Origin of the sequence: Pantoea eucalypti (assembly GCF_009646115.1) — a bacterium.
In the GTDB taxonomy this organism is placed as follows: Bacteria; Pseudomonadota; Gammaproteobacteria; order Enterobacterales; family Enterobacteriaceae; genus Pantoea; species Pantoea eucalypti.
This window is the reverse complement of the sequence record NZ_CP045720.1, coordinates 1,773,100-1,795,466: the sequence shown is the minus strand read 5'-3', so window position 1 is coordinate 1,795,466 and position 22,367 is coordinate 1,773,100. Positions and strand designations below refer to the sequence as shown.

Sequence of the window (22,367 nt, the reverse complement as noted above, 5' to 3'; positions counted from 1 at the left end):
TCTTCAGTTTGTTGCCGCTTCCAGCGAATAAGGGCGGAAGGCGATCACCTCTTCGCCCAGCCAGTTATTGATTTCCTTCAGACGTTCCTGCAGCGGTGTCAGTTCGTTACGCACAAACACCTATGCCGCTTTCACCGCATCACCGAATCCGCCGGAGTTGTCCGGGATAATCCCCATCATCTGCGGCGGCACGCGGTGTGCGCTTAGCAGGTCGTCGCGGCTGGCCTTCTTGATGTTAAAGAAATCGTCCTTCGTCGCTACCTCGCTGAGCGGCAGAATCTTGATCCCGTCCGGCTTACCGTTCGGCGCGTACATAAACAGGTTGCGGAAGTTGCCGATCCCTTTCGTGTCGCGCATAGCCTGGCGCATCCGGTCAACGTCGCTGCTGCTCTGCGCCGCGTCGGTCATATACAGGATGTAACCGGCGTGCACGCCGTTCTGATAGTACTTGCGGCGGAACAGCGTTGCTGCCTCATCCAGCCAGGCGGAATTGAGCGCGCTGAGGTATTCCGGCAGGCCGTAAAGCTCCTGATTAATATCCGGCTCCAGCAGGTGAAACACGCTGCCGGCCGAAAACTCATGCGGCTCTTTCCAGTCATTCACAAACCAGTAAACGCCATCCTTCACGCCTCTGCGTGTGAATTTGGCCGGGGTGGTTTCAAGGCGCAGCGGCTTACCCAAGCCATTACGGCGCAGCTCGGCAAAGGCGTTACCGAAGACCAGATAATCCAGCGCAAACTTGCTGAACTCCTGCTGACTCATCATTGGGTTCGGGATGAATGTTGATGCCAGAATGTTGCGCTTTACATAAATCGGCGAGCTGTGATGTACGGCCGCACGCAGGCTTTTCGCCAGGCCGTTAAAGCTGACCGGCGGCTCAAACCAGCGCCCGTTACCGATGCATCAGCCATCAGCCCGTCGCCCGCCGTTGTTACCGTGACTGTGCTCGCGCGTGAGGGCAACGGCGTGGCCGGTGATGATTTGCTGGCCGTGGTTAACGCTGCGCTCAATGACGAAGACGTGCGCCCGGTTGCTGACCGGGTGAGCGTGCAGTCAGCGAAGATTGTTAGTTACGAAATCGAGGCCGAGCTTTACCTCTATCCGGGGCCGGAAGCGGAGCCAATCCGTGCCGCTTCAGAGGCAAAACTCGCCGCCTTTGTCAGCGCACAAAAGCGTCTCGGCCGTGACATTCGCCTGTCTGCGCTGTATGCCGCCATGCACGTTGAGGGCGTGCAGCGCGTCAACCTTATCAAGCCTTCCGCTGACGTGGTGCTAGACAAAACCCAGGCCGCTTACTGCACAGGATACGCGCTGACCGTGGGAGGCTCGGATGAGTGATCGCCTGCTGCCGACCGGCTCGTCAGCGCTTGAGGTTGCTGCCGCCGAGGCTCTTGCAAGCCCCGGTACGATGAGCGTGCCGTTGCGCCAGTTATGGAATCCGCAAGCCTGCCCGGTTGAGCTTCTGCCCTATCTGGCGTGGGCGTGGTCAGTTGATCGCTGGGATTCAGCCTGGCCGGAATCAACAAAGCGCGCCGTGGTTGCCGCCTCGCAGTACGTGCATCGGCACAAGGGAACGATTGGCGCTATACGCCGCGTCGTTGAGCCTCTGGGCTATCTCATCAGAATCATTGAGTGGTGGAAAACCGGCGAAGCGCCTGGCACGTTCCGGCTGGATGTGGGCGTACTCGATACCGGCATTACTGAGGAAATGTATAACGAGCTTGAGCGCCTGATAGCCGATGCGAAGCCCTGCAGCCGTCACCTTATCGGCCTGTCTATCAATCTTGACGTGAACGGCGCGCTGCCGGTTGCCGTTGCCAGCTACAGCGGCGACGAGCTGACCGTTTATCCCTATACCCCTGAACTTATCAGCGTCGGCGGGCCGGGTTATTCCGGCGTGGCGGTGCATCTTATTGACCTGACGGAAGTGAGCGCATGACGACAAAATATTTTGCCCTGCTGACCAATCAGGGCGCGGCTAAGCTGGCGAACGCCGCCGCACTCGGCACGAAAGTAAACATCGCCTCGATGGGCGTCGGCGACGGTGGCGGCACACTGCCGACCCCTGATGCGGCACAGACAAAGCTCATTGGCGAGAAGCGACGCGCGCAGCTTAATTCGCTGACCGTTGACGCGGCAAACAGCAGCCAGATTATCGCAGAGCAGATTATCCCGGAAAGCGAGGGCGGTTTCTGGATCCGTGAAATCGGCCTGTATGACGCTGACGGCGTGCTGATTGCCGTTGCTAACTGCCCGGAGACTTACAAGCCTCAGCTGGCCGAAGGAAGCGGCCGGACGCAGACCGTGCGCATGATTTTAATCGTGAACAGCACAACCGCCGTCACGCTGAAAATTGATCCGTCAGTGGTGCTGGCAACGCGTAAGTATGTTGATGACGCTGTGATCGAGGTGAAAGCCTACGCTGACGAGATGATGGCAAAGCATCTCAAAAGCGCTAATCCGCATGGTCAGTACCCGTTAATTGAAAACGCATTAAAGGAAATGGCCGATGCCGGGCTGTTGCCTGACGTTCTGAAAAATCTTGGCATCAGCGATAAGTTTTCCGGCCGTTTTATCGGGTACCAGATTTTCACCACGCCCGGAGCAGTTAACTACAAACCCACGCCGGGAACGAAACGAATCAAGATTATCCTGACCGGAGGTGGTGGCCGGGGTTATGGTTATCTTGCCTGGGGATCGCGTTATGTTTCCCGTGGTGCGGGCGGGGGAGCAGGCGGAACGGTAATCGCTTGGCTGAACGTGGATGAGACAAAAAATTATCCTGGCGTAGTCGGTAGAGGCAGTAACGAAACCGACGGCGCGACTAGCAGTACCTTTAACGGTCAGCTGACAGCGGGCAATGGCTATAATATGACTTCCGGTGATGCCGGTGGCGTTGGCGGCTCGGCCATAGGCGGATTGTTAAATATACAGGGGGGTGATGGCAGCGACGCGCCCGGACTGATTACGGCCTCAAGCAACCCTTACCGGGGCGGCTCTGGTGACGTCGGCGTCAGTTACTGGGGCGGCGGTAGCCGTAGCGGGGAAAGCTCATCATCAGGCAAAAAAAATACCTATGGTGCAGGCGGCGGAGGTACAACGCGTACCGATCCCTTTATCGGAAGTTATGGATCTGACGGTATTATTTATATTGAGGAGTTCAGCTGATGAAAACCTACGCCCGGATTGAAGATAAGCGAGTTGCGGAAATTGTCTCTATGAGTGTCAAGCCAGAGAAACTCTATCATCCGTCACTGGAGTGGGTAGATATTACCGCATTGTCTGAACAGCCCGGCTGTAATTATCTCTACAGTGACGGCGTATTTACAGCGCCATTTGTGGATGCCAAAGATGCTGGCTTTCTGGCCAGCAGCCGTTTGTCGGCAGAAATGGACGAAGCTAATCGTACTATAACCCCTTTGCAGGATGCGGTTGATATCAGCATTGCAACTGACGAGGAACTAACGCGACTGGCTGCATGGAAAAGATACCGCGTTATGCTGAGTCGGACGGATATCACGACCGCGCCAGATATCAGCTGGCCAGATAAGCCTGAATAAAAAATTCATTTTACGCCCGAAGTTTTCAGTTAAAAATTCTCAATGGCAAAATGTTTAATTCTGCCATTGAATCATTTCATCAAGCCGCTTCAGAATGTCAGGAAAATAGCTTTCATTAAGGCTGAAGTCACCTTTAACCTGAACGCTGTCGGCGTGTGGTTCAGGGCGGATATCAAACTCCACTATAACACCTTCTTTACCCGTAACTTTTCTGATAACCATATTGAGCTGGCCACGTTCGCTGCGAAAATTAAAAGGTTTTAATTCACGCTGCGTGATAAGTGCCTGGTAATGTGCGAAAAACTCATCCTTTAAAATCTTTAGCTCGCCGATGGTAAATTCAGTTTGAAACTGCATTTTAAGGCCGCTAACAGAGAACTCAATCCAGGACTGGATCCAGTCCCATAGATGATCAACCGGGTCGGCCTCATCGTCTGAGATTCTTTCAAAGGGAGAAATTACAAATGTGAAATCTTCATTGCGCAAATCAAACATACAAGTTGTCCAGTCTGTCAATCCATGTATTTAAAATGCGATATCGTCCAGTCTGACTCACGCACGACGACTTCAAGTGTGTATTCTTTATACTCATATTCCATTGTTTGCTTATTAAAGCGTAGTTTAAACAATCTGGTCTCATATCTGAACATACCTTCACCTTTGCGGGGATCTGCCATCCGCCTGCCATAGCGAATCGCTCTTTCCTGAATTTGCAGAGGGACATAGCGACTCGGTTCATACATATGTTTTGCAGCAGTCTCGGTCATTTTAAGGTTACGTGCATGCAGCCCGAGTTTAAGTCTGCTGCGCAGAAAGGATATAGTGGAGTGACTGAGCTTCGCATAAACAGCGGCACGTGCCCCTGATTCAAACAGCACCCGCCCTGTACGAAGGATACGAAAAATACCCAAGCCAAACAGGGCAATATCAGTGGGATCGATCAGGGGTGTTTCAAGCGGCGCTTCTTCCAGCCTGACAAAATGTCCCTGCACATCATAAATCTGCCATAAGCCCGGAGCCTGTACCACCGTGTAACCGATACACATTCCGCTGGCTTCATCTGTTACGGGCTTTGCATTTCGGGGCAAATGGCTGGGCCGAATCTCAAAAAAACGCCCTGAGGCAGTCTCGACTCAAATGTGTAGTAACGTCCGAATTCCTGTTTTGCTGCTGTTCCTGAAATCATTCTCAATCCCTCGTTCATGACAATGGCTGTTTTATAGTGCCACAGGAAGATAAAACAATCATTTTCTGATAGATGCCCATAATCCTGTTAACAGACGGCAACTGCGTGTGCCCCTTTCCCTGATGTCAGACCATGAGCACTCCCTCAAAACAGCATGCATCAAATGTCTGATTATCTTTATGGTGTCCGCATCGTCTGAATAAACGATGCCAGGCGCACAATTTCTACCACAATCGTAAAATGTTCTAAATCGTTCAGGATATTGATGCTGAAAATGCAACATAAGCGTACTTATTGCGACAGGGTATAAGCAGGCTGCGTAGTTATTTACTAAAGGATAGAAACGGCAGGTTCAGTAAACTCAATCCACTGGCGTTGATGGCGAAGAAAAATAGCGACAAAGTGGCGGCACAGAGTCCAGCAGAGTAGAACAGGAAGTCACAGGAGCGGGCTTAACTGATTGATTTCACGTTAAGTCATTGATACGAAGTGCCACCCAAAAAAAGACCGAATACGATTCCTATATTCGGTCCAGGGAAATGGCTCTCAAGGAGCCGTGCGCTAAAAGTTGGCATTTATGAAGGCGGTGTCGCCTTGCCATTTAAGATTAGAACAGCGCGGTGGAAATGCCAGCAAACGCGGGAATCAGGGCCATAAACTGGATCAGATTGTGATCGCAACGGCAAAATTTCGGAGAGTGGGCGCAGCGCGAGGCTGCACCCGAAAGGCCTATTTTCCGCACAGCGCCTGAGTGCGTTCGATAATCGGCTGCAGGCTCATCATCTGGCCCGGATGGGCTTTGTCTTCGGCCTGAATCACGCTGATCGGCTGGGCTTTCACCTGCTTGTTTTTAAACAGTGTGTCAGCGATGTCGTTCAGCGGGTATGTCATCAGCGTACTCGGATTGATGGCAAACATCGCACCATCTTTCTCGCAGGTCAGCATCACCTCTTCACGATTAAAGGGCCACTTATCTTTACCGATCTCAAAGCGGCTGACGGTAATGATTTGCGCCGCCAGCGCCTGGCCGCATACGGATAACAACAGGATTGCGGGAATCACTTTCTTCAGCAACATAACTACCCTTTTCTCTCTTAAACTACATTCAGGCTGGCGACAGCGTGGCAAATACGCTGACCAGCCCAACCACGCCGCATGCCAGCAGTAGTTCAAGCTGCGTCATGCGAATAAATTTTTGCTGCGCCCCGCTGCCCGCCAGGCGGAATCGCGGCACCAGCCAGTATCGATTAATCAGCGCCACCAGAACCATCAGAGCAACCAGCAGCACTTTGCACAGCAGCAATATAACGTAGCGTGAATCGTGCCACATCAGCGGCCAGCCCGCGATCATTACGCTGTTTATCACCCCGCTGAGCAGCGTTAACGCCACCGCCAGATGACCATAGCGTGAGAAACGCATCATAGTGCGAATCGCATCGGTGCGGCGATCAATCTGCCGTGCCTCGCGCATCAACAGCAACAGTGGCAGTAATCCACCTGCCCAGAACGTCGCCGCAATCAGATGCAGTGCATGGTTAATCTGCTGAAGATCGCCGGGCCAGCTATCGCGCATCGCAGCATGGCCTATCAGCGCCATGCAGGCCAGTTGCAGAACGCCAGCCAGCAGTAACACCTGCTGACGCAGGCTTCCGGTCAGTAATAGCGCGCCAACAGCCAGCACGCCGAAAATGATTTCCCACTGCCACACTTCACCAAAGTGCGTGCCCAACACTGCCAGCCAGATATCGATGTCGGTCAGGTTAGTGCTGGTGCCGCTCATTAACACATTCTGGCAGGCCAGCATCGCCACCGCACTGAGCAGCGCCAGCCAGGCACTCCCCTTCACCAGCGGATTTAATTGAATCGCCAACAGGGATCGGTAGCGTTTGGGCGCCAGCAGCGCACTGTAACAGGCGCTGCCGGTCAGCAACATCACGGCAGTAAAATGCAGCGCGCGCAGCAGGATCCAGAGGGTTGTCACCGGGTTACTTCACACTAAAGCGATAGCTTCCAGCGGTTTTATGTCCATCCACCGACAGCACATGCCAGTTAACCTGATAGCTTCCCGCTTTTAGCGGCTGCGGCAGGCCGACAATCAGGCGTTTTTTCTGGTCAGACTCAACACGGGCTTTGGCGGTCTCGACGGGCTTCTGTGCACTGTCCAGCAGCGTCACGCCACTGAACGCCGCTTCAATATCTTCACTAAAGTTCAGCGTCAGCGCATCGGGGGATGTCGTGACCTGCGCTTTAGCCGCCGGGAGAGAAGACTGGAGGTGTGCATGCGCCCCCGCCAGCGAGCTGAAGGCCATCATGCCCGCTGCCGTCACTGCTATAATCATGCGGGAAATAGTTTTTTTCTGCATAAGATCATCCTTTTAACCGCCGCCAGGGCGATAAACGTGGCAAAAGGATACGCTGCTGGTTTTACACTGTCGAGGCCAGCGATGCGATCCTTTATCCTTGATTCAGACCGACGAAAACATTACTTTTGCCGGCTATCGTCAGGAGATAATTATGAGCCGTAACCTTGCATTGCTGTCCCAGGAAGAGAAAGACAAGATAAATGTCGATTTGGCGGCTGCGGGCGTGGCGTTTAAAGAGCGCTATAACATGCCGGTCGTCGCCGAGATGGTGGCGCAGGAGCAGCCTGAAGCGCTGCGTGACTGGTTTCGTCAGCGTCTGATGCAATACCGTCAGGCATCACTCAGCCTGTCGCGCCTTCCTTATGAACCGAAGATGAAGCAATGATGTTCCGCGTTATTGATACCGAAACCTGCGGCCTGCAGGGCGGCGTAGTTGAAGTTGCGTCCGTGGATGTGGTCGACGGTAGAATTGTGAATCCGATGAGCGATTTGACCCTACCGGACCGCCCGATCAGCCGTCAGGCGATGGCTGTACATCGCATCACCGAAGCAATGGTCGCCGGTAAACCCACGATTGAAGAGGCGATTCCACGCTATTACGGCAGCGCTTTTTATGTCGCGCACAACGCCAGTTTTGATCGGCGGATGCTGCCTGAAATGTACGGCGAATGGATCTGCACTATGCAGCTGGCGCGCCAGCTCTGGCCGGGCATTAAATATGGCAACCAGGCGTTACGTCATTCGCTGAAGCTGGATGTCACGCCACCCGCTGAGCTTCATGCGCACCGCGCACTGTATGACTGCTATGTCACGGCGGCGCTGCTGATCCGTATCATGGAGACCTCCGGCTGGAGTGCCTCCGAAATGATTGTGCGTTCGCAACCGGCGGCCCAGCGCGATGATATTCTGCCGTTCGGCAAATATCGCGGCCAGGCGATTGCCGTAATTGCCAGAAAAGATCCTGGCTACCTGAAGTGGGTACTGAATAATGTCAGTGATTTGCGCCCGCCATTGCGGCAGGCGCTGAATAAATACCTCTCTGAATCTCAGTAATCCTGGGCTGGCGGCAAGGTACCCTGCGCCAGTCCGAGCAGGAAGGTGTACTCCATCGCGATCCCTTCGTAGGCTTTGTAGCGTCCGGACTTGCCGCCGTGACCGGCATCCATGTCGGTGCAGAGCAGCAGAAGATTATTGTCGGTTTTCATCGACCTTAGCTTCGCCACCCACTTGGCCGGTTCCCAGTACTGCACCTGTGAGTCGTGCAGGCCAGTCGTGACCAGCAGATGGGGATAATCCTTCGCCTCGATATTGTCATAGGGGCTGTACTGGCGGATATAACGGTAATATTCAGGATCATTGGGGTTGCCCCACTCGTCATACTCACCGGTAGTCAGCGGGATCGATTCATCCAGCATCGTGGTAACCACATCCACAAATGGCACCTGAGCCACCACGCCGTGGAACCGTTCTGGTGCCAGGTTAATCACCCCGCCCATCAACAGCCCGCCTGCGCTACCGCCCATGGCATAAAGCCGCTCCGGGTGGCCGATGCCGCGTGCCACCAGCGCATCCGTCACCTCAATAAAATCAGTAAAGCTGTTCATTTTGTTCAGCAGACGACCACCGTCATACCATTGCTGTCCCAGCTCACCGCCACCGCGTACCTGAATCAGGGCATAGACAAAGCCGCGATCCAGCAGGCTCAGACGGCTGACGCTGAAATCGGCATCCATGCTGCTGCCATAAGCGCCGTAGCCATAGACCAGCATCGGGTTCTGACCGGGCTGATAATGCTTGCGGTGATAAACCAGCGAGACCGGCACTTCGGTGCCATCGCTGACTTTGATCCAGTGGTGCTCGCTTTTGTAATCTTCCGCGTTAAAGCCTTTCACCGCGCTCTGTTTCAGAATGCGACGTTCACCCGTATCCATATCCAGTTCAAACAGCGTGGTCGGCGTGGTCATGGACGAGTAGCCATAACGCAGTTTGCTAGTGCGGGGCGTGGGATTATAAGCAAGCCACGTCACATAGGTCGGATCGTCAAAGGCGATGCCGCTGGTCTCGCCGCTGGCCCAGTTGATCTGACGCAGACTGGTTAAGCCGCGCTGACGCTCTTCCACTACCAGCCAGTCGCGGAACAGCTGAAAATCTTCCATCACCACCTGTTCCCGCGCAGGAATCAGCGTTTCCCAGCGTGACTCATCCAGATAGCGACTGCGGTAGAGCCCGAAGTTTTTCCCGTCACGGTTTGATCGAATGAAAAACTGATGATCGTAATGATCGATGCTGTATTCGTGATCGCGACGGCGGGGCAAAAACACATGCGGCTGCGCATCAGGGAAGTTCGCATCGATTAACTGGATTTCGCTGGTGTTAGTGCTGTAGAGCGCAATCATGATGAACTGCTTGGAGGTGCTCTTGTGCACGCTGAGATGATAGGTGTCATCGCGTTCTTCATAGACCAGCTTATCATCAGACTGCGGCGAACCGAGTTCGTGTCGCCAGACCTGATAAGAGAGCAGCGTCTGCGGGTGCTTGCGCACATAGTAAAGGGTGCGTGAGTCATTGCCCCAGGCGAAGCTGGATGAGGCGTTGCTCAGCACTTCGGGATACCAGCTGCCACTCTCCAGGTTACGGAACCGGATGCCATATTGCCGCCGCGACAGGAAATCTTCCGCCAGCGCCATGACCCGGTTATCCGGGCTGATATGCAGCGCGCCCATGGTGTAGAAATCGCTGTGCGAGGCGCGCTGATTGGCATCCAGCAGCAGGCTCCACTCGCCCGATTCATCGCTTGCTGCGGGCTGACGGTAGTAGGCCGGGTATTCGTTACCGCTCTGATAACGACTCTGATAGCGGTAGCCGTTTTTGACATAAGGCACGGAGTGATCTTCCGGCGGCAGCCGATCGATAATCTCTTTTAACACCCGGTCCTGCAGCGGTTGCTGCGACGACATGATTTTTTTGCCGTAATTATTTTCGGCTCGGAGGTAATCAAGAACCTCGCTGTTTTCGCGTTTGTCGTCGCGCAGCCAGTAATAATTGTCAACGCGGGTCTCGCCATGCAGCGTCATCTCGTGGGGTATTTTTTTTGCGATGGGTGCTTTCATCCATCCGTCTCCATCAACGTAATGATCTGTAAGCGTAACACTTCAGCAGCGGGAAGCCAGACATAGGGTGAGAAGCTGCCGCCAGCGGAACATCTTCAGTGACCCGCTGGCGGAGAATCGAAGGTTTAACTGGCAGGCAGACGGGCTTTTTCGGCCTCGAGGTCCTGCTGAATGCCATCACGAACATCCTGAGGAATCTTCAGCGCGTCGCCCAGGGCGGAGAGATAGCTGCGCTCCATAAAGTGGTCGACGTCGATAGCGGCACAACTCAGGAAATAAAGCTCCAGCGCCTCCTCTTCATTTTTCACATCAGCCGCCAGCCACTGCGGATCCAGTGGGCGATTCATCGCTTTCTGAATCAGCAGCTCTGCATCCTGACCATAACCGGATTGATGAATGTTCTGCTCAATCGCGGCTCGCTCCTGATCGTCGATATGCCCGTCACTTTTAGCAGCAAACACCAGCGCAGTGACCAGGCGCTCAGCGCGCAGGTCAACGGGCGTCTGTGCCACACCAAAGTCAGGCTCATTCTGGTGCGCTTCGCTAACCCGCTGCTTGTATTTGTTCCACAGTACCGCGCCTGCTGCCGCACCCCCTCCCACAATCAGGGCTTTGCCGCCATATTTGGTCAGCAGTTTGCGCGACGACTTACTGGAGATCAGCATCGCAGCCAGACCGCCCAGCGCGCCGGGTGCCAGCATGTCACTTAAGCCGCCGCCCGGTTTGCTCTCACCGCTCTTCTTTGTCAGCACCGACTGAATCTGTTGCAACCAGTTATTCATCATTCACTCCTTTCAGGATGTCAGCCGTTATCCTGACCAAAAGGATGTCAGGAAACGTCAGAGCGGGAAAAGTACGGCAAAAAGCGGTGTCACATGGATGAAAGATGAGAACGCAAACGTTTTCGTTTATACTTGCGCGCGAATTTTGACTGCTTAGGGGAATGTATGACAACTCTCGGAACAGCGCTGCGTCCGGCGGCGACGCGTGTAATGCTATTGGGTTCAGGTGAACTGGGTAAAGAGGTGGCGCTGGAGTGTCAGCGTCTGGGGGTGGAAGTGATCGCGGTTGATCGTTACGCCGATGCCCCGGCGATGCATGTCGCCCATCGCAGCCATGTGATTAACATGCTGGATGGCGCGGCCCTGGCTGCGCTGATAGCGGAAGAGCAGCCGGATTTTGTGGTACCGGAAATTGAAGCCATCGCCACGGATACCCTGGTTGAACTGGAGCAGCAAGGCCAGCGCGTGGTTCCGACTGCCCGTGCCGCACGCCTCACGATGAATCGCGAAGGCATTCGTCGCCTGGCGGCTGAAGAGTTGTCACTGCCAACTTCCTGTTATCGCTTTGCCGACAGCAAGGCGCGCTTCGACGAAGCCGCTGCAGAGATTGGCTTTCCCTGCATTGTGAAGCCGGTGATGAGTTCATCGGGTAAAGGCCAGAGCTTTATCCGCGACGCCAGCCAGCTTGATAAAGCCTGGGACTACGCACAACAGGGCGGTCGCGCCGGAGCCGGTCGCGTCATTGTTGAAGGCGTCGTCAACTTCGATTTTGAGATCACCCTGCTCACTATCAGTGCCGTCGATGGCATTCACTTCTGTGCACCGATTGGTCATCGTCAGGAAGATGGCGATTACCGTGAATCATGGCAGCCGCAGCAGATGAGTGAGCTGGCGCTGCAGCGGGCACAGGATGTTGCCGCAGAGGTCGTTAAGGCGCTTGGCGGCTATGGTCTGTTTGGCGTTGAGCTGTTTGTCTGCGGAGATGAAGTGGTGTTCAGTGAAGTATCACCGCGCCCACACGACACCGGCATGGTGACGCTGATCTCGCAGGATCTGTCTGAGTTTGCGCTGCACGTGCGGGCGTTTCTGGGTCTGCCTGTTGGCGGGATTCGTCAGTATGGTCCCTCTGCTTCCGCCGTTATCCTGCCGCAACTGACCAGCCAGAACGTACAGTTTGTGAATGTCGAAGCAGCACTGGGTGCAGGGCTGCAACTGCGACTGTTCGGCAAGCCGGAGATCAGCGGTCAGCGTCGTCTTGGTGTGGCGCTCGCCAGCGGTGATAGCACCGAACAGGCGATTGCGCGTGCGGTTGCCAGCGCAGCCGCGGTCACGGTTCAGGGTTGACGTTATGCGGTGAGCAAATGCTCACCGCCATTACTTACTTCGCGCCTTCCACAGCTTCGCGTGCCAGGCGGGTAATGCGAGCCCAGTCGCCCGCTTCCAGCGCATCGTTAGGCACAAGCCATGAACCCCCGATGCAGAGCACGCTTTTCAGCGCCAGATAGTCACGATAGTTGGCCGGGGAGATACCGCCGGTCGGACAGAAACGCACCTGCGGGAAAGGTCCGCCAATCGCCTGCAGCGCTTTAACGCCACCATTCGCTTCTGCCGGGAAGAACTTAAACTCGCGCAGACCGTAGTCCATACCCGTCATTAACTCAGAAACGGTGCTGATACCCGGAATCAACGGAACCGGCCCGTCAACCGCCGCTTTCAACAGCGATTCGGTGACGCCGGGGCTGATAACAAACTGCGCACCGGCATCGGTCACTTCCTGTAACTGCTGCGGGTTAATTACGGTTCCCGCACCAACGATCGCATCCGGCACTTCTTTGATCATCGCCCGTAAGGCATCCATCGCCACCGGTGTGCGCAGCGTCACTTCCAGCACTCTGACACCGCCCGCCACCAGTGCTTTCGCCATCGGCACCGCGTGTTCGAGTTTGTTCACCACGATGACCGGCACCACAGGTCCGGTGGTCAGAATCTGTTCAGCACTCGTTTTCCAGTTTTTCATCAGTTCCCCTTGCTTGATAACACCGGGATTATGACCCGGTCATGGAGCATCGGCTCCTGCCCTGTAAATTGCGTCACTACCATACATGATCCGCTTCCTGAGCGTCTATCACCCTGCGACCATTTTGAAACAGCAGTTCAATTTTATCTGCATGCTCTGGCCCGGTTTAACGGCGAAAAAAAAGCCCGCGTTGCGGGCTTTATCATCACTTTAGTTATTCAAATTCGTTCCACGACCGGCCATCGCGGGTGATCATCGCGACCGAAGCCACCGGACCCCAGGTGCCCGCCTGATACGGTTTGGAGGAATCGCCATCCGCAGCCCATGCTTCGATAATAGAATCGACATAGGTCCATGCGGCTTCCACTTCATCACGGCGCACAAACAGCGCCTGGATACCGCGCATGCTCTCCAGCAGAAGACGCTCATAAGCATCAGCGAGGTGCGACTGGTTAAATGTCTCGGAGTAACTCAGATCGAGCTTGGTGGTCTGCAGTTTGTGCTTGTGATCGAGGCCTGGCACTTTATTCAGGATCTCGATATCCACACCTTCGTCCGGCTGCAGACGAATCGTCAGCTTGTTCTGTGGCAGTTCTGAGTAGGAATCCTTAAACAGGTTCATCTCAGGGTTTTTGAAGTAAACCACAACTTCAGAGCACTTGGTCGGTAAGCGCTTACCGGTACGCAGGTAGAACGGCACGCCTGCCCAGCGCCAGTTATCGATATCGACACGAATCGCCACGAACGTCTCTGTTGCGCTCGTTTTATTGGCGCCCTCTTCTTCCAGGTAGCCCGGCACTTTTTTGCCCTGCACAAAGCCAGCGGTGTACTGACCGCGCACGGTTTTCTCACGTACGTTGGTCTGATCGATGCGGCGCAGCGAGCGCAGCACTTTCACTTTTTCGTCACGGATGCTGTCGGCGCTGAGATCGGACGGCGGCGACATCGCAATCATGGTCAGAATCTGCAACAAATGGTTCTGGATCATGTCGCGCATCTGGCCCGCTTTATCGAAGTAACCCCAGCGGCCTTCAATGCCCACTTCTTCGGCCACGGTGATCTGCACATGGTCGATGGTGCGGTTATCCCAGTTGTTGACGAAGATGGAGTTAGCAAAGCGCAACGCCAGCAGGTTAAGCACGGTCTCTTTGCCGAGATAGTGGTCAATACGGAACACCTGGCTCTCTTCAAAGTATTCGCCAACGCTGTCGTTGATCTCCTGAGAGGTTTCCAGTGAGGTGCCCAGCGGCTTCTCCATTACCACGCGCGCCGGTTTGGCATTCAGCTTCGCCGTGCCCAGGCCCTGACAGATCGCGCCAAAGGTGCTGGGTGGCATCGCAAAATAGTTGATGGTGGTGCGGTTTTTCTGATCCAGCATCTTGCCCAGTTTCGGGAAGTGCGTGGTGTCATTAACATCGAGGTTGCAGAAGTCGAGACGGTTGCTGAGTTTATCCCACAGCGCTTCGTCAATCTTCTCCTTCATGAAGGTTTCCAGCGCTTCACGTACCACTTTGGTGTATTCCGCTTTATCCCACTCAGCACGGCCGACACCAATAATGCGGGTTTCTTCGTGGATCTGACCCGCTTTCTCTAACTGGTACAGTGAAGGCAACAGTTTACGGCGTGCAAGATCGCCTTTGGCACCGAAAATCACCAGATCGCATGCCTGGGCTATTTGTGTTACCGCCATTTTCCTCTCCTCGTTGCAGGATAATCCGGTGGTGATGCATCTTCTGCCACCGGGTCCAGGTTATTATTTTCTTTCAGCACAATGTACTTTTTTCCCTGCGCCAGGTAAACCGACTCGCCGGGTCAACCGCATTAACTCTGTACCGGATGTGCTAAACACGTGTGATGACACGTGCGGATTGCCGTTTTTTTCTGTTTCTGTTGGTGTCAGGAAAATCTGGCACCGGTCAAAGTATCCCAAAAAAAAGAGCAATCAACTTGTCAGCCGTTGCGCTTGCCAGGTGCTGGCGCGATATAGTCTCTGTTAATCGGCTCCTGCGACAGTGATAATTGAAATGATAAAAGTGATTATGGTCATCAGCTTATGAATATGCTGGAAAAAATTGAGGCGCAGTATGCAGCGCTGAGCAAAGCGGAAATGAAAGTCGCCCGGCAGATTCTGGCTGAACCGCAGGCGGCGATGCACTCCAGCATCGCAACACTCGCCGGCATTGCCGGCGTCAGTGAACCCACCGTGAACCGCTTTTGCCACCGACTGGGTGCACGGGGCTTTCCCGACTTTAAACTGCATTTGGCGCAGAGCCTGGTGAAGGGCAGCAACTGGGTCAGCCGGGGCGTTGAAGACGACGACACAGCAGAGAACTACAGCCACAAAATCTTCGACTCAGCGCTTGCAGGACTGCAGCGGGTGCGCGATCAGCTGAACAGCGCGCATCTGCAACAGGCGGTAACCCTGCTCGCGCAGGCCGATAAACTCGCCTTTTTCGGGCTCGGTGCGTCCGCTGTAGTGGCGCATGACGCTTTCACCAAATTTCTGCGTTTTAATCTGCCGGTCATCTGGTCGGACGATATTGTGATCCAGCGCATGAGTTGCATAAATAGTCGAGCCGGTGACGTATTTGTTCTTATTTCGCATACTGGACGCACAAAAAATATGGTAGAACTGGCTCGCCTGGCCCGTGTAAACGGTTCCACCGTTATTGCCATCACCTCTCCCGATTCACCCCTTGCTCATGAAGCAGCGATAGCTTTAGTGCTTGATGTACCGGAAGATACTGATGTCTATTTGCCGATGGTGTCGCGCCTGGCGCAGTTGACCGTGATTGATGTGCTGGCGACTGGTTTTACTCTGGAACGGGGTGCGCCCTTCCGGGAAAACCTGAAACGCGTGAAAGAGGCGTTGAAAGCGTCGCGTTACGAAAAGAACACCCTTCGGGAAAAGGATGATCAGCAAAAAAATTAACATCACATTTACAATGTGAGTCGTATCACAACCCATCGATCATATAGAATAGATAACCTTGCTGTGTCCACTGTCCATGACACGCTTAAATGTTTACGGAGTCCTCGATGTCAAGACGTCTCAGAAGAACCAAAATCGTTACAACCCTCGGCCCGGCTACCGATCGTGATAATAACCTGGAAAAAATCATCGCTGCCGGCGCGAACGTTGTACGACTCAACTTCTCTCACGGCACGCCAGAAGACCACCAGCTGCGTGCTGATAAAGTGCGCGAAATCGCGGCAAAACTGGGTCGCCATGTGGCTATCCTCGGTGACCTTCAGGGCCCAAAAATTCGCGTTTCAACCTTCAAAGAAGGCAAAGTTTTCCTGAATATCGGCGACCGTTTCCTGCTGGATGCCAATCTGGGTAAAGGCGAAGGCGATAAAGAGCGTGTCGGAATCGACTACAAAGGCCTGCCTGCAGATGTGGTGCCAGGCGATATTCTGCTGCTGGATGATGGTCGCGTGCAGCTGAAAGTGCTGGAAGTTCAGGAGATGAAAGTGTTCACCGAAGTTACTGTCGGTGGCCCACTGTCGAACAACAAAGGCATTAACAAGCTGGGCGGCGGCCTGTCGGCTGAAGCGCTGACCGAAAAAGATAAAGCGGATATCATCACCGCCGCTAAAATCCGTGTTGATTACCTGGCTGTCTCCTTCCCCCGCTGTGGTGAAGATATGAACCTGGCACGTCGCCTGGCGCGTGAAGCCGGTTGTGACGCCAAACTGGTGGCTAAAGTGGAACGTGCCGAAGCGGTTGCCAGCCAGGAAGCGATGGATGACATCATTCTGGCCTCTGACGTGGTGATGGTTGCGCGTGGCGACCTGGGCGTTGAGATTGGCGATCCGGAACTGGTCGGCATTCAGAAAGCGTTAATTCGCCGTGCCCGCCAGCTTAACCGCACTATCATTACCGCGACCCAGATGATGGAGTCGATGATCACTAACCCGATGCCGACCCGTGCAGAAGTTATGGACGTGGCAAACGCCGTGCTGGATGGTACCGATGCCGTGATGCTGTCTGCGGAAACCGCCGCAGGTCAGTATCCGGCTGAAACCGTTTCAGCGATGGCGAAGGTCTGCCTGGGTGCAGAGAAGATTCCAAGCGTTAACGTCTCCAAACACCGTCTGGATGTGCAGTTCGACAACGTCGAAGAAGCGATCGCTATGTCTTCTATGTATGCTGCGAACCATCTGCAGGGCGTGACCGCCATCATCACCATGACCGAGTCTGGCCGTACGCCGCTGATGACCTCGCGTATCACTTCAGGCCTGCCGATTTTTGCGATGTCGCGCCATGAACGCACCCTGAACCTTACCGCACTCTATCGCGGTGTCACGCCGGTGTTCTTCGACAGCAACAACGACGGCGTCGCTGCTGCACACGACGCGGTTAACCTGCTGCGTGATAAAGGCTTCCTGGTCTCCGGCGATCTGGTCATCGTGACGCAGGGTGATGTGATGGGCGCCACCGGCACCACCAACACCACCCGTGTGCTTCGCGTGGATTAATTGAGTCTGGGTTGACATTGTCGGTGTAGAATCAATGACGCGACTGCCAGGCAGTCGCGTTTTCTTTTCTGACAAGGAGGCAAGATGCCCCGTTTCCAGCCTATCAGCCAGCTTACCGGCCGAATTTTACTTTTTCCTCTGGCGTTAGTGCTATTCGAGTTTGCTACCTATATTGCTCACGACATGATCCAGCCTGGTATGCTGATCGTCACCAGTGAGTTCTCTGTTGGCCCTGAGTGGGTCTCTACTTCGCTAACCGCCTACCTGATTGGTGGTGTAGTGCTGCAATGGCTGCTGGGTCCGCTCTCTGATAAGTTTGGCCGGCGACCGGTGATGCTGTCTGGCATCCTGTTTTTTGCTGTCGCCTGCATGCTGACGCACTGGGTCAGCTCGATTGAGGAATTTGTCAGCCTGCGCTTCATTCAGGGCATCAGCCTCTGCTTTATCGGTGCAGTTGGCTATGCCGCGATCCAGGAAGCCTTTGATGAGGCGCTGGCGGTGCGGATGATGGCGCTGATGGCTAACGTAGCGTTACTGGCTCCGCTGGCAGGCCCACTGGCTGGTGCCGCCTGGCTCACTGTTGGCAGCTGGCGCAGCATGTTCTGGCTGTTTGCCGCCTGCAGCCTGGTCGCTTTTGTGGTGCTGTGGCGTGTGATGCCCGAAACTGCAGGCGACCGCAGTCATTCTATCGCCCTGCCCAATCTGGCGCGCAACTATGGCCGGTTAATGAAAGACCGTCTGGTGGTGTCTGGCTCTTTTGCGATCGGGCTGGTGTTTATTCCAATCCTCACCTGGGTTGCCCTTTCGCCGGTGATCCTGATGCATGATGAAGGTCTGTCACGCATGCAGTACGCCCTGCTGCAGCTGCCGGTGTTTCTGGCGATGATCGCCGGTAACCTGACGCTGAGTAAGCTGGCGGGACGGGTGCCGATTGAACAGCCGGTGAAGTTCGCCGCCTGGCCCATTCTGATTGGCCTGAGTCTTGCGCTGGCCGCAAGCCTGCTCAACAGTCATAGTTATCTGCTGATTACCGCCGGCCTGAGTCTCTACGCTTTTGGTGCCGGAATGGTAAATGCCGGGCTGTATCGCCTGACGCTTTACGCCAGTAATGAAGGTAAAGGTAGCGTAGCCGCGATGCTGGGTATGATCAGTATTCTGACGCTGGCGGTGGGAATTGAACTGGCGAAAAGTGGCTATTTCAGTGGCGGCACGCTGTGGTTCTGTCTGATTAACTTTATCAGCGGCGTGCTGTGGTTTGGGCTGGTTATTCTGTTTATGCGTGAGCGTAAACGCCGCAGCCGGCTCGAGGCGTTATAACAAGCTGCGCTGTCGTTTTTCTCAGACGGCGACCCTGGCCAAAGCGATGGAGCATAGGCCTAGTGCAAAGCATGCTCCGTAGCGCAAACTTCATGATCAAAAAAGGCCGCGAGAGCGGCCTTTTTCTATTTGCGCGGATAAAGCTCTTTGCGCGAATAAGGTTCGATGTCACCCTCTTTGCGGGTTTTCAGCAGCTTGAGGATCCAGGTGTACTGCTCGGGATGCGGACGGACAAACACTTCCACCTCTTCATTCATCCGGCGCGCCAGCTGACGATCATCTGCTTCCAGCAGGTCATCCATCGGTGGACGCACATAAATCTCAAGCTTGTGCGTGTCGCTGTTATAAACCGGGAACAGTGGCACCACGCGGGCACGACACACCTTCATCAGTCGACCGACTGCAGGCAATGTTGCTTTGTACGTGGCAAAGAAATCGACGAACTCGCTGTGCTCCGGGCCATGATCCTGATCGGGCAGATAGTAGCCCCAGTACCCCTGCCGAATCGAACTGATAAACGGCTTAATCCCGTCATTGCGGGCATGCAACCGGCCTCCATAACGGCGACGTGCCGTATTCCAGGCATAATCCATCAGCGGGTCGCTCTGATTATGGAACATCGCCGCCATCTTCTGCCCTTCTGACGCCAGCAACATCGCGGGGATATCCACCGCCCAGCCGTGTGGCACCAGGAAAATCACATTCTGCTGGTCAGCCATCATCTGATCGATAATGTCACGGCCGTGCCACTCAACACGCTCACGGATACTCGCCGGATCGCGCAGCACCAGCTCGGTCATCATTGCCATTGCCTGCGGTGCGGTCGCAAACATCTCATCGACCAGCGTTGCCCGCTGCGCTTCACTCAGTTCCGGCAGACAATAATAGAGGTTAATCAGTGCACGGCGACGTGCACCCTTTGCCAGCTTACCGGCAAAACGGCCTAAACGGCCCAGCAGCGGATCGCGCACTTTCGGCGGTAAATAAGCCAGACCCGCCAGCGCACCAATTGCCAGCCAGCTGCCCCAGTACTTAGGTTTGAGAAAAGAACGTTCAAAAACGGGAATAAATTCAGTGTTATTTTTTTTACGGGTTTCCATGCACTCGCCTCAAGCAATGACCGGCTTATGATAGTGACGACCTGAAAATTTGCAATCATCCTGCGCCAGATAGCAAAAAACCGACGGAGATGCCGTCGGTTTTTGTGCGATTTGACGAAATTCGCTTACTTCAGACCCAGCTGAGGCAACCAGGCTTTCACCTGCGCCATATAATCACTGCGATCTTTGCCAGTCAGACCTTCCATGCGCGGCAGTTTCGCCGTTAATGGGTTAACCGCCTGATTGTTGATCCAGATTTCGAAATGCAGATGCGGGCCGGTAGAGCGTCCGGTATTACCTGACAGCCCGATACGGTCGCCACGCTTCACTTTCTCACCGGGTTTCACCAGCACTTTCTTCATGTGCATATAGCGGGTCATATACTGACGGCCATGACGGATAGCTACATAGTTACCCGCAGCGCCGCCGTTCTTCGCCACGACAACCTCACCATCCCCGACTGCCAGCACGGGCGTACCGATTGGCAGCGCAAAGTCGACGCCTTTATGCGGCGCAATGCGACCGGTCACCGGATTAAGACGACGCGGATTAAAGTTCGATGAGACACGATACTGCTTAACCGTCGGGAAACGCATAAAGCCGCGCGCCAGACCGGAGCCGTTGCGATCGTAGAACTTGCCATCTTCAGCGCGGAAGGCGTAATAGTCTTTCCCGCCGCTACGCAGGCGCACACCCAGCAACTGGCTCTGTGCACTCTTACCCTCCAGCATTTCGCGTGACATCAGAACGCTGAACTGGTCTCCCGCACGCAGTTTGCGGAAGTCCATCTGCCACTGCATCGCTTTAATGACGGCGCTGGCTTCGGCACTGCTCAATCCCGCCCGCATGGCGCTGGCGGCAAAACTGCCGCGCACTTCACCCTGCATTACGCTGTTGCGCCATTCACCCTTCTGCATCTCCGCTTCCATCTTAAAGCCACCCGATGGGGTGCGCTCATAGGTGCGGGTTTCGCGGCGGGAAATTTCCCAGCTCAGGGTTTTCAGGCCGCCATCATCATCCAGCGTCCAGCTCAGTTGCTGACCCACCTGCAGATTACGCAGATCCCGGTCGCTTACCACCAGCGCGTTAATGTCGCTGATGTCGATGCCATACTGATTCAGTGCGCTGCTCAGGGTATCGCCGGATGAGACGGTGTAGTCGTGAACCCCAGCCATTTCCGGCGCGTCGGTGTCCACATCGTCCGCTGGCAGCTCTTCGTCCGGTTCCGGTGTGCTTTGATCGATCGGCTCACTGGCTTCCGGCAACAGCGTGCGGAGGGTGTTCTTATCCAGCTCAATGTTTTTAACGATGGGCGTCACATCATCCGTGGGATGATAAACGTAAGGCCGCCAGACAGCGACGGCCAGAGTGACGACAGTTAACGATCCCAGCATTACGCGGTGGGGGCGCGGCAAATTATTAAATGCGAGGGCGACAGAGCGGGCTATCTGCTGCACTTTTACCTATTCCTCATGCTCCATTCAGGCAGCTTTCATACTGGCTCGACAGTTGTGAGAGGAATTTCACATAGCTGTCTTTGGCTAAGCTGATGTCTGTGCCCAGAGGATCGAGTGTGCCTTTACGCACCTGCGTTCCACGGGAGACAGCATCGATGACTGCTGGCCTGAATTGTGGCTCAGCAAAGACGCAGACCGCCTTTTGCTCAACCAACTGTGTTCGTATCTGGTGTAAACGCTGAGCGCCCGGTTGAATTTCAGGATTGACGGTAAAGTGCCCGGTGGGCGAAAGACCGTAGTGCTTTTCAAAGTACGTGTAAGCGTCGTGAAAAACGAAATATCCTTTATTTTTAACCGGAGCAAGTTGTGCGCTAACGCGTTTGTCCGTGTCCGCCAAAGCTACCTCAAACTGCTGGAGGTTGGCGTCAAGTTTGGCTTTATCTTGCGGCATAAGTTCCAATAATTTTCCATGGATTGCAACCGCGGTTTTGCGCGCAATCTCTGGCGACAACCACAGGTGCATATTAAACTCGCCGTGATGATGGTGATGAGCATCTGCGTCCTGATCTTCGGATTTTTCCGCTGCATGTTCCTCTTCATCTTCACCACCGCTAATCAATAACGGTTTTACCCCGTCGATGTTCACCATGGCGAGGTTTTTTTGGGCTGGAAGTTCGGCTGCAGATTTCGCCATAAAGGCTTCCATTTCAGGCCCGACCCAGACAACTAAGTCCGCGTTTTTTAAGCGTTTTGCATCAGAAGGTCGCAGGGAGTAATCGTGTTCAGATGCCCCGTCCGGCAGCAGCACTTCTACCGGCGTGACGCCATCGGCGATGGCCGCAGCGATAAAACCTACCGGTTTGAGTGAAGCCACGACATTTGCCTGGGCAGGAAGGGTTAATAAAGCTGAAACAGTTAAAGCCCCTAAGGCGAAAATTGCGCCCTTTTTATTGTGTAACATATTGCGTCATTCCATCGTGACCATGAGGTGGA

General features: G+C 54.6%; 21 protein-coding genes and 2 pseudogenes. 10 read left to right on the top strand and 13 right to left on the bottom strand.

Translation table 11 applies throughout. The features are described 5' to 3' along the window. Window positions 1-3: 3 nt before the first annotated feature. Window positions 4-903: pseudogene (locus EE896_RS08280) on the bottom strand (phage portal protein); the annotation flags it as partial. Here EE896_RS08280 and EE896_RS08275 point away from each other — a divergent pair. The 4 genes and pseudogenes from EE896_RS08275 to EE896_RS08260 form a co-directional block, all read left to right on the top strand. Next, a pseudogene (locus EE896_RS08275) lies at window positions 892-1,338 on the top strand (baseplate J/gp47 family protein); the annotation flags it as partial. The pseudogenes EE896_RS08280 and EE896_RS08275 sit on opposite strands and share 12 nt — an antisense overlap. Then, window positions 1,331-1,939 (top strand): phage tail protein I, encoded by a 609-nt coding sequence (locus tag EE896_RS08270; RefSeq protein ID WP_008925347.1) that lies wholly within the window; start codon window positions 1,331-1,333, stop codon window positions 1,937-1,939. The pseudogene EE896_RS08275 and the gene EE896_RS08270, both read left to right, overlap by 8 nt. Next, window positions 1,936-3,168, top strand: coding sequence for a phage tail protein (locus tag EE896_RS08265; protein ID WP_140915469.1), 1,233 nt, complete (start codon window positions 1,936-1,938; stop codon window positions 3,166-3,168). The genes EE896_RS08270 and EE896_RS08265 overlap by 4 nt, the downstream gene beginning before the upstream one ends. After that, entirely contained in the window at window positions 3,168-3,560 is a 393-nt protein-coding gene (locus EE896_RS08260; RefSeq protein ID WP_008925349.1) for a tail fiber assembly protein, read from the top strand. The genes EE896_RS08265 and EE896_RS08260 overlap by 1 nt, the downstream gene beginning before the upstream one ends. A 54-nt stretch (window positions 3,561-3,614) precedes the next feature. Here the strand turns inward: EE896_RS08260 and EE896_RS08255 are convergent, their stop codons facing one another. From EE896_RS08255 to copC, 5 genes are all read right to left on the bottom strand, one after another. Further along, a complete protein-coding gene (locus tag EE896_RS08255) occupies window positions 3,615-4,055 on the bottom strand; it encodes a WapI family immunity protein (protein WP_003854558.1) in 441 nt (146 codons plus the stop codon). A 17-nt stretch (window positions 4,056-4,072) separates the two neighbouring features. Further along, entirely contained in the window at window positions 4,073-4,606 is a 534-nt protein-coding gene (locus tag EE896_RS08250; protein WP_140915470.1) for a hypothetical protein, read from the bottom strand. An 869-nt stretch (window positions 4,607-5,475) separates the two neighbouring features. Then, entirely contained in the window at window positions 5,476-5,823 is a 348-nt protein-coding gene (locus tag EE896_RS08245) for a YebY family protein (protein WP_003849240.1), read from the bottom strand. A 28-nt stretch (window positions 5,824-5,851) separates the two neighbouring features. Further along, window positions 5,852-6,727 (bottom strand): copper homeostasis membrane protein CopD, encoded by an 876-nt coding sequence (gene copD / locus EE896_RS08240; protein ID WP_078804481.1) that lies wholly within the window; start codon window positions 6,725-6,727, stop codon window positions 5,852-5,854. Between the two features lie 4 nt (window positions 6,728-6,731). Then, window positions 6,732-7,109, bottom strand: coding sequence for a copper homeostasis periplasmic binding protein CopC (copC, locus tag EE896_RS08235; RefSeq protein WP_078804482.1), 378 nt, complete (start codon window positions 7,107-7,109; stop codon window positions 6,732-6,734). Between the two features lie 151 nt (window positions 7,110-7,260). Between copC and EE896_RS08230 the strand changes: the two genes are divergently transcribed. Beyond that, window positions 7,261-7,494 carry a DNA polymerase III subunit theta gene (locus EE896_RS08230; protein ID WP_008925353.1) on the top strand — a complete coding sequence of 78 codons (234 nt, stop codon included), beginning with the start codon at window positions 7,261-7,263 and terminating at the stop codon, window positions 7,492-7,494. Beyond that, window positions 7,491-8,162, top strand: a complete 672-nt coding sequence (exoX, locus tag EE896_RS08225; RefSeq protein ID WP_008925354.1) for an exodeoxyribonuclease X — start codon at window positions 7,491-7,493, stop codon at window positions 8,160-8,162. The genes EE896_RS08230 and exoX overlap by 4 nt, the downstream gene beginning before the upstream one ends. On the opposite strand, the gene EE896_RS08220 is transcribed toward exoX, so the two are convergent. Continuing rightward, window positions 8,156-10,219, bottom strand: a complete 2,064-nt coding sequence (locus EE896_RS08220; RefSeq protein WP_008925355.1) for a prolyl oligopeptidase family serine peptidase — start codon at window positions 10,217-10,219, stop codon at window positions 8,156-8,158. The genes exoX and EE896_RS08220 overlap by 7 nt on opposite strands. Before the next feature lie 125 nt (window positions 10,220-10,344). Then, the gene (locus EE896_RS08215) at window positions 10,345-11,001 is read right to left on the bottom strand and encodes a tellurite resistance TerB family protein (RefSeq protein WP_140915483.1); all 657 of its coding nucleotides are present in this window, start codon (window positions 10,999-11,001) and stop codon (window positions 10,345-10,347) included. Window positions 11,002-11,166: 165 nt separating this feature from the next. Between EE896_RS08215 and purT the strand changes: the two genes are divergently transcribed. Then, window positions 11,167-12,345 carry a formate-dependent phosphoribosylglycinamide formyltransferase gene (gene purT, locus EE896_RS08210; protein ID WP_033761624.1) on the top strand — a complete coding sequence of 393 codons (1,179 nt, stop codon included), beginning with the start codon at window positions 11,167-11,169 and terminating at the stop codon, window positions 12,343-12,345. 34 nt (window positions 12,346-12,379) lie between these two features. On the opposite strand, the gene EE896_RS08205 is transcribed toward purT, so the two are convergent. Together EE896_RS08205 and zwf are read right to left on the bottom strand one after the other, a co-directional pair. Continuing rightward, complete coding sequence (locus EE896_RS08205; RefSeq protein WP_003849225.1) at window positions 12,380-13,018, bottom strand: bifunctional 4-hydroxy-2-oxoglutarate aldolase/2-dehydro-3-deoxy-phosphogluconate aldolase; 639 nt, start codon at window positions 13,016-13,018, stop codon at window positions 12,380-12,382. Window positions 13,019-13,232: 214 nt separating this feature from the next. Next, a complete protein-coding gene (gene zwf / locus EE896_RS08200) occupies window positions 13,233-14,708 on the bottom strand; it encodes a glucose-6-phosphate dehydrogenase (RefSeq protein ID WP_003849222.1) in 1,476 nt (491 codons plus the stop codon). Window positions 14,709-15,071: 363 nt separating this feature from the next. Between zwf and EE896_RS08195 the strand changes: the two genes are divergently transcribed. The 3 genes from EE896_RS08195 to EE896_RS08185 all read left to right on the top strand — a co-directional run bounded on the left by EE896_RS08195 (window position 15,072) and on the right by EE896_RS08185 (window position 18,817). After that, window positions 15,072-15,950: a MurR/RpiR family transcriptional regulator gene (locus EE896_RS08195; protein ID WP_003849221.1), complete on the top strand. Its 879-nt coding sequence runs from the start codon at window positions 15,072-15,074 to the stop codon at window positions 15,948-15,950. A gap of 107 nt (window positions 15,951-16,057) precedes the next feature. Continuing rightward, window positions 16,058-17,500 (top strand): pyruvate kinase, encoded by a 1,443-nt coding sequence (pyk, locus tag EE896_RS08190; RefSeq protein ID WP_003849220.1) that lies wholly within the window; start codon window positions 16,058-16,060, stop codon window positions 17,498-17,500. Between the two features lie 84 nt (window positions 17,501-17,584). Further along, window positions 17,585-18,817: an MFS transporter gene (locus EE896_RS08185; RefSeq protein WP_003849218.1), complete on the top strand. Its 1,233-nt coding sequence runs from the start codon at window positions 17,585-17,587 to the stop codon at window positions 18,815-18,817. Between the two features lie 125 nt (window positions 18,818-18,942). On the opposite strand, the gene lpxM is transcribed toward EE896_RS08185, so the two are convergent. From lpxM to znuA, 3 genes are all read right to left on the bottom strand, one after another. Further along, window positions 18,943-19,917: a lauroyl-Kdo(2)-lipid IV(A) myristoyltransferase gene (lpxM, locus tag EE896_RS08180; protein ID WP_008925360.1), complete on the bottom strand. Its 975-nt coding sequence runs from the start codon at window positions 19,915-19,917 to the stop codon at window positions 18,943-18,945. A gap of 125 nt (window positions 19,918-20,042) precedes the next feature. Then, window positions 20,043-21,374: a murein DD-endopeptidase MepM gene (gene mepM, locus EE896_RS08175; RefSeq protein WP_008925361.1), complete on the bottom strand. Its 1,332-nt coding sequence runs from the start codon at window positions 21,372-21,374 to the stop codon at window positions 20,043-20,045. A gap of 13 nt (window positions 21,375-21,387) precedes the next feature. Then, window positions 21,388-22,335, bottom strand: a complete 948-nt coding sequence (znuA, locus tag EE896_RS08170; RefSeq protein WP_003849214.1) for a zinc ABC transporter substrate-binding protein ZnuA — start codon at window positions 22,333-22,335, stop codon at window positions 21,388-21,390. Between the last annotated feature and the right edge of the window lie 32 nt (window positions 22,336-22,367).